The sequence below is a fragment of the Streptomyces panaciradicis genome, assembly GCF_023516615.1.
Taxonomy (GTDB): Bacteria; Actinomycetota; Actinomycetes; order Streptomycetales; family Streptomycetaceae; genus Streptomyces; species Streptomyces panaciradicis.
Window position 1 is genome coordinate 1 of the sequence record NZ_JAMGBF010000251.1, and the last position, 7299, is coordinate 7299.

A 7299-nucleotide genomic window follows, 5' to 3' on the forward strand; every position below is an offset into this window, starting at 1 on the left:
GACGGCGAGGGTCGTGCCGCCGGGGACGACGAGGCCGAGGCCGTCGAGGACGGTGCGCTCGCCCCGGCGCGCCGTCACGGCGCGGAACTCCAGCCTGCCGGGCCCTGCGGGCAGCCGCCGGTCGCCGTGGACCGGGGGCGCCTGCGTCAGCACCTCGGCGAGGCGGTCGGTGGCGGCACGGGCGCGGGCCAGGCTCGCGAACTGGCCGACCAGGACGCCCACACCGGTCGCCAGCACCGCGTACCGGGACGCCGCGAGCACCTCGCCGACGGTGAGCCGGTGCCGCAGGAGCAGCACACCGGCGACGGCGACCACGCCGAGCTGCAGCAGCGGCGCGACGGCGGAGGCCTGCCCGGCGGCCCTGCCCTGCACCCGCCACATGCGGTGACCGGCGCGGGACAGCTCCGGCAGGGGGCGCAGGATCCGCGCCGTCTCCTTCTCCGCCGTACCCGCCGCCCGGACGGTGCGGTGACCGTCCACCGCCTCCGACAGGGCGCCCGCGATGTGCCCCTGCACCCGCTGGTAGTCCGCCACGCACCGGGTGGTGTCCCGGGCGAAAGCGCGCAGCAGCAAGGTCAGCACGGGAGCGCCGGCGAGCAGGACGGCCGCCAGCCACGGGTCCACCAGGGCGAGGGCCACCACGCCTCCCACGGGACCGGCGAGGGCGGCGAGCAGCGCGGCCCGCGCGGCCGGGGCCGTACCGGACTGCGCGGCGTTGCCGACGAGGCGGGCGACGAGGTCGCCCGGCCCGAACCGGTCGGTGGCGCGCGGGCCCAGGGCGAGCACATGGCCGGTCAGCCGGCGCCGCAGCCACGCCGTCGTGCGGGCGTCGACGGTGCCGGTGAGCACCGTGTCCACGGAGTCGAGCAGGGCGGCCAGCAGGATCAGCGCCGCGCAGCACAGCACCCAGCGGGTCGCCGGGGCGTGGGCGAGCAGCAGGTCGAGGGTGCGGCCCAGCGCGGCGGGCAGCAGCAGGCCCGCTCCGGTGGAGGCCGCGCTCACCAGGCACAGGGCCACGCAGCGGGCCCGGCTGTGCCGGGTGGCGAGCCGCGTCAGCGGCGGTGCTTGTCCGGGGGCGACACCAGTCGTCATACGGCCGCGGCCTCGCATCCAGTCTCGAAGGGGCGGCAACGGACCACGGGCGGCCCCTCCCTGGTGGGAGCGGACCGCCCGGGGCCGTGTGCGCACGGTGTTCAGAGCGTCAGAGACAGAGCAGAACGCTCGCGGCGCTGATGCAGGAGATCAGGCTGACCGTGCTGTCGCCGCCGCCGCCCGTGTGCTCGTCGGATTCCATGGTCTGCAGGTCGAGCAGTGCCATTTCTTTTCCCTTTCCTTCTCTGTCCACCCGTGGGGACGGGGTTGGGTCACGACTCCGTCAGATTGCGGAGCCGCGTCATGAGGGCCGCCGTGGCGGCGGGAGGAACGGCAGGTGGGCGGAGCCTGAGGCGGCCGCGTCGAGCGCGAGCAGACAGCCCGCCGTTCCGGTCGAGAGGTCCATGGAGAGCCGCATCATCTGGTGCCCCGGGAAGGCCAGTCGGCCCTCGTACGCCATCGCGTACCAGCCGAGTGCGGCGATCTGTTCGGTCAACTGCCCGCGGCTCAAGCTTGGTTCCGTGGTGCGGGCCAGGTGCAGGATCATTCCGGCGCGGCCCTGGAACAGACCGGGCTGGGCGTAGAAGCGGGAGGTGGCGGCGGTGACGATGGCCGCCCGCGCCTTCTCGAACTCCGGGTCCGAGGCGTGCGCGAGGTAGTCGTCGAGCACCATGCCGATGCCGGCGCTGCCGTCGCCGAGGTAGGGCAGGGTCCGCCAGCCCTCGTCGACCCCCAGTCCGCCGCCTGGCTGGACGACGCAGCAGTCCAGGTCGCGGCGCAGGGCGGCGCCGGCCGCGTCGAGGAACCGTTCGTCGCCGGTCCACTCGTACTGCCGCAGCAGGAACAGCGCGGGCCCGCTCGCGCCCCGCAGCAGCCCGGCCCGGCGCCGTGCGCGCGTCTCGGGCAGCGGTTCCGCCAGCCGTCCCACGAGGATGTCCGCGGCCTCGGCCGCCCGCTCGCGCAGCTCCGACTCACCCGTGGTGCGGGCCAGTTCGCCCAGGACCAGGCCCAGCCCGGCCAGTCCGCCGTTGAGGTCGGAGGACAGCCGCTGCCACTTCTCGGCCAGGATGCCCTCGACCAGATCGAGGGCCCGCTGCCGGTGGCCGAGGAGGTCCAGGACGTGGGCCACGCCGGCGAGGCCGTCGTAGAGCCCGAGCGGGGTGCCCGCCGGTGCCGGGTCGGTGTGGGTGAGCAGCCAGCGCTCGCCTTGCTCGTAGCGTTCGGCGCCCGCCGCGGCGAGCGTGTACAGCACCCCGGCCGCGCCGTGGGCGAGACCCAGGCCGCCGCCGTCGGAGAACTGGGCGATGTCGCCCGGGAAGAGCCGGTCGTCGCGGTCCGGGGTGGCCGAGGCGAGGATCGCCCTGACCATCGAGTCCCGGCTGTGCGGCCAGTCGTCGGGCCGTACGAGGGCCGGAACCTGGACGCCCCGCGTGATCTCGGCGACCGCCTCGTCCAGGAACGGGCGCGGCACGTCCGGGAACTGCTCGGCGATCACCTCGGCGAGGTGGGCCGCCTTGCCCCGGTCGACCACGAACAGCGTCGTCACGGGCAGGAACAGGGCGAGGCGCAGACAGGCCAGCGCGTACCGGTCGACGTCGGCTCCGGTGCGGTCGGGCGGCGCGAAGAAGCCGGGGTGGGCCACGACCTGGCGGCCGCCCTCCTCGACCGGCGCCGCCGCCTCGAAGTCGATCAGGAAGACCGACTCCTCGTCCGGCGCGACCATGATGTTGAACACGTGCAGGTCGTTGAAGACGATCCCGCGCTCGTGCACCGCCTCCACCGCGCGCTCCACGGCCCCGTGGACGCGCACCGCCCACCGCGCGTAGGCGGCCACCGCGTCCGGATCGGGGTCGGGCGACAGCAGCGGATGGCGTTCGGCGAAGAAGGAGTTCAGAGGGCGTCCCTCGACGAAGTCCATGACCAGGAACCGGTGGTCGCCCAGCGTGAACCAGTCCCGCACCTCCGGCACCACACCGGTCCCCGCCACCTGCTCCAGGGCCCGCTTCTCCCGCTCCAGCCGGGCGATCGCGTCGGCCCCGTCGGAGGCGAGCCCCGCGTGCGGCCGCCCCTCCTTCAGGACGACCTTGCGCCCGCTGCGGGTGTCGGTGCCCGCGTACACCCCGCCGCCGTTGGAGAAGTGCAGCGCCTTCTCGATCCGGTAGGGCAGGTCGCCCACGGTCGTGGTGTTGCGGGCCTGGAGATGCGGCTGGAGGAAGTCCGGCAGGGTCACCCAGTCGGGCACCTGGAAGGACGGCGCCCGCCGGTCGGGCACCAGCCGGCCCTCGCCGTCGCGCACCGCCGGCACCAGGGAGCCGCGCTCGTCGACGGTGAAGACCCGGGCGAAGGCGCCGTAGCGGACGTAGAGCGGGCCGTCGTACCAGCGCAGGTCGGTGAGGATGTACGGCCCCTCGAAGCCCTTCAGCAGCTCGCCCAGCTCGCGCAGCACCAGGTGCAGCTGCTCCTCGTCGGCCGGGTAGACGGTGACGAACTTGCCGCTGGTGTCGCGGCCCGCGTACTTGGTGTTGCGCAGGTGCAGCAGATGCGGGGCCGGCACGAACTTGAACGGGATGCGGCGCGGCACGCAGTAGTCCCACACGATCGCGGCGATCCGCTCGGCGTTCGCCCGGGTGGCGGAGGCGTGGATCTTCCAGCCCTGCGAGGGGCCGGCCACCACGCTGCCGTCCGCCTCGAGCGGCGTCAGCGTCAGCCAGTCGCCGATCCGCGCCGCGTCCCAGCCCTCGGGCACCGCCCGGCGCGCCGTGTCGAACTCCGGTGCGGACCGCTCACCGCTCGCCGAGAGCCGGTCCGGCGTCTCGTAGAAGTGTCTGTCCGCCAGCGCGTACACCTCGTACCGCTTGTCCATCGAACCCCCTCCGTGGCCCGCCATCGAGGCTTCCAGCCGGGAGGGGGCCCCGGACAGTCACGTGTGTCACGAGTCCACCGTGCGGTACGCACGGGTCACGTCATGTTCGGTGCGTTTCGACCGGACACGCCTTCTGACCTCCGCCGAACGGTCACAGGGGCTGCGCGGGCGGCTCATACGCGCTGTAATGACGGACGTGGTCAGTGAGGGCACGGAGGGACGCGGAACGCGACTCCTGCGTGCCGAAGCGGCCCTGAAAGCGCTCATGAGCGGTCCGGCCTCGCTCGAAAGGGTGCGCCGCGTCCTGGAGCAGGCACTCGTCTACGCCGGTGCGGCCTGCGTCGCCCTGTACACCCCGGGCCAGGACCCGGACGTGCTGTGCCTGGTGGAGTCGGCCGGGGCGCCGCGCACCCTGTTCGGGCTGCGGGACAGCTATCCCCGCTCCGGCCACTCCGCGGTGGCCGACGCCCACCGCTCCGGCAACGCGGTGTGGCTCGGACCCGCGCAGCTCGCCGAGCACGCCGAGTCCCGGCGGACGCCGTCCCGGGACTTCTCCGTGGCGGCGCTGCCCGTGCGCGGGGACGACAGCGGCGGCTGTCTGCTGGCGGTGAGCGAGCGCCGCGAGGGCTTCGACACCGACGACCGCAAGTGCCTGGAGCTGATCGCCGACGCCGTCGGGGCGCCCGCCCCGGCCCGCGCCCAGGAGGGCGGGGAGCTGCCCGCGGGCTCCTTCAGCCTGGCCATGGACAGCGGCCGGGTCGAGGTCGGGGACGACATCCTGGACCTGTTCGCCCTCACCCGCGCCGAGTTCGACGGCAAGGTGGAGACCCTGCTGGGCCTGACCGTGCCCGAGGACCTGCCCTCGCTGATGTCCGTCGTCGAGGCCGACCACATGTCCATCGGCGAGCGCGAGCTGGAGTTCCGGGTGCTGCAGCCCGCGGGCCCGCCGAAGTGGCTGCGGCTGCGCGGCCGCCTGGTGCCCGGCGGTGAGGGCCGGTCGGCCCGGCTCGTGGGCACGGTCGCCGACGCCTCGTCGCTGCGTTCCGACGTCACGGACGTGGCGCGGGTCCAGCGCCTGGCCGCCGCCCTCGCGACCGCCGGCACCGTCCGGGACGTCAGCCAGGCCGTGGTCGCCGCCCTGCGCAAGCCGCTGCGGGCGGACCGGATCGCGCTGGCCGAGCTGGAGGGGGAGCGGCTCGTCGTCACGGTCCTCGACCCGCCCGAGCCGGAGTCCTGGCCCGAGCTGTGGCAGCTGGAGTGGCGCTCGGAGTGGCCGGACGCCCCGGTGCGCGCCATGCCGACGCTGGCCGCAGCGCTGCGCGAGGGCCGGGCGCAGATCTGGCCCGCCGGCACCGCCCTGGAGCCCGCGCTGGCCGACGTCGGTCCCGGCGGCCTGGCCGTGCTGCCGCTGTCCGCCGCAGGCCGCATGGCGGGTGCCTGCCTGATCGGCTGGGACACCCCGCACGACTTCGGGCCCGACGAGCGCGCCCTGCTGACCGCCTCCGCCGGTCTGGCCGGCCAGGCCCTGATGCGCGCCCACGCCTTCGACGCCGAGCACGAGCTGGTCGGCATGCTCCAGCGCCAGCTGCTCCCGCGCCGCCTGCCCACGCTGCCCGGCGCGGTCGCCGTCGCCCGCTACCTGCCCGCCACCGCCGGCCTGGAGGTGGGCGGCGACTGGTACGACGTGATCCCGCTGCCCGACAACCACGTGGCCCTGGTCATCGGTGACGTCCAGGGCCACAGCACCGCCGCCGCCACCCTCATGGGCCAGATGCGCACGGCGCTGCGCGCGTACGCCGTCGAGGGCCACCCGCCGGACGTCGTCGTCTCCCACGCCAACCGCCTGCTGCTGGACATCGAGACCGACCTCTTCGCCACCTGCTGCTACGTCGACGTCGACATGGAGGAGGGCTCCGCCTGGTACGTCCGCGCCGGCCACCTGCCGCCGGTGCTGCGTCACCCGGACGGCCGTACGGAGATCCACGAGTCCGACGGCGGGCCTCCGCTGGGCGTGATGGAGCGGGCCGACTTCCCGATGGGCGTGCTGCGGCTGAGCCCCGGCACCGTCGTCGCGCTGACCACCGACGGGCTGGTCGAGTCCGCCGAGGCCGACATCGACACCGGCATGGAGCGCCTGGCCCGCGAACTCGCCGCCTCCGACCCCGCGCACCTCGGCCTGGTCGCCGACGCCCTGCTCGGCAGCGCGCACCGCGGCGACGACGTCGCCCTGCTCCTGCTGCGCTACGACGGCATGGCCCTGCGGCCGCTGCGCGAGGGCTGGACGGTGTGGCGGGTCCCGGAGGCCGTCGGGCACGCCCGCCGTTTCACCCGGCGCACCCTGCGCTCCTGGGGAGTGCCCGCGGTGAACCGGGACGCCACCCTGCTCATCGTCTCCGAACTGGTCACCAACGCCCTCGTGCACACCGACGGCCGCGTCCGGCTCGACCTGACCCTCCTCGACAACCGGCTGCGCGTGGCGGTCGCGGACGCCTCGCCCCGCACCCCGGTCAAGCCGACGAGCATCAGCTGGGAGGCGACCGGCGGCCGCGGCATCCTCCTGGTGGAGGCCATGTCGGACACCTGGGGGACCGTGCCGGTCAGCGGGGGCAAGCAGGTGTGGGCCGAGGTGGGGCTCAGCGCTCGCTGACGTTGGCCGTGATCAGCCGCAGCAACTGCTTGGCCAGGGCGTCCTGTTCGGGCGTCAGCCCCATGGCGTCGCCGATGGCGAGCGGGACGGCCAGGGCCCGCTCGCGCAGCGCCGCGCCCGCCTCGGTGAGCCGGATCGCGACGGACCGCTCGTCCTCCGCGCGCCGTTCCCGGCGCAGCAGTCCGTTCCCCTCCAGGCGCTTGAGCAGCGGGGACAGGGTGCTGGACTCCAGCTGGAGGGAAACGCCCAGATCGCGTACGGAGATCGAGTCCCGCTCCCACAGGACGAGCATCACCAGGTACTGCGGGTAGGTCAGGCCGAGTTCGTCGAGCAGGGGGCGGTAGCGCGCGGTGACGGCGCGCGAGGCGGCGTAGAGCGCGAAGCAGAGCTGGTCGTCGAGGAGGAGCGACCCCTCGCTCGGCTCCCCTGGGGCTGGGCTCACGGTGCGGCTCCCGAGTGCGGTGCGGTCCATGGCGATCACCGAGTCTAGCGTTCCAGTGCGTTCGACTGAATCGAACACCAACATGTCGGAGTCGATTAAGTTGTGTGCGACTTAATCGAGCGCTACTCTTCTTCTCGTGCCGCACCGTCCGGTGCCCCCGCCGGGGCGTGCCCGCGGCACCCGACCCGAGGAGGCCGTCATGACCGACAGCACCGCACCCCGCCCCGTCCTCGAACCCGCCGCGCAGGCCTTCGT

At 74.4% G+C, this 7299-nt stretch carries 5 protein-coding genes; 1 reads left to right on the top strand and 4 read right to left on the bottom strand.

Translation table 11 applies throughout. The annotated features are described in order from the left end of the window. The 3 genes from M8J74_RS42900 to lanKC all read right to left on the bottom strand — a co-directional run. Positions 1-1092: ABC transporter transmembrane domain-containing protein (locus M8J74_RS42900; protein WP_249841586.1), on the bottom strand; the 1092-nt coding region annotated here is incomplete at its 3' end. A 109-nt stretch (positions 1093-1201) separates the two neighbouring features. Then, positions 1202-1318 carry a SapB/AmfS family lanthipeptide gene (locus M8J74_RS42905; RefSeq protein WP_249841587.1) on the bottom strand — a complete coding sequence of 39 codons (117 nt, stop codon included), beginning with the start codon at positions 1316-1318 and terminating at the stop codon, positions 1202-1204. A 75-nt stretch (positions 1319-1393) separates the two neighbouring features. Further along, complete coding sequence (gene lanKC / locus M8J74_RS42910) at positions 1394-3955, bottom strand: class III lanthionine synthetase LanKC (RefSeq protein ID WP_249841588.1); 2562 nt, start codon at positions 3953-3955, stop codon at positions 1394-1396. Between the two features lie 187 nt (positions 3956-4142). On the opposite strand from lanKC, the gene M8J74_RS42915 reads away from it, so the two are divergent. Beyond that, a complete protein-coding gene (locus tag M8J74_RS42915; RefSeq protein ID WP_249841589.1) occupies positions 4143-6602 on the top strand; it encodes a SpoIIE family protein phosphatase in 2460 nt (819 codons plus the stop codon). On the opposite strand, the gene M8J74_RS42920 is transcribed toward M8J74_RS42915, so the two are convergent. Next, positions 6589-7044 carry a MarR family winged helix-turn-helix transcriptional regulator gene (locus tag M8J74_RS42920; protein ID WP_308406189.1) on the bottom strand — a complete coding sequence of 152 codons (456 nt, stop codon included), beginning with the start codon at positions 7042-7044 and terminating at the stop codon, positions 6589-6591. The two genes, M8J74_RS42915 and M8J74_RS42920, sit on opposite strands and share 14 nt — an antisense overlap. Between the last annotated feature and the right edge of the window lie 255 nt (positions 7045-7299).

Coding starts and splice junctions, on each gene's coding strand:
- M8J74_RS42905 (WP_249841587.1), bottom strand. CDS start 1,318: ATGGCACTGCTCGACCTGCAGACCATGGAATCCGACGAGCACACGGGC.
- M8J74_RS42915 (WP_249841589.1), top strand. CDS start 4,143: ATGACGGACGTGGTCAGTGAGGGCACGGAGGGACGCGGAACGCGACTC.
- lanKC (WP_249841588.1), bottom strand. CDS start 3,955: ATGGACAAGCGGTACGAGGTGTACGCGCTGGCGGACAGACACTTCTAC.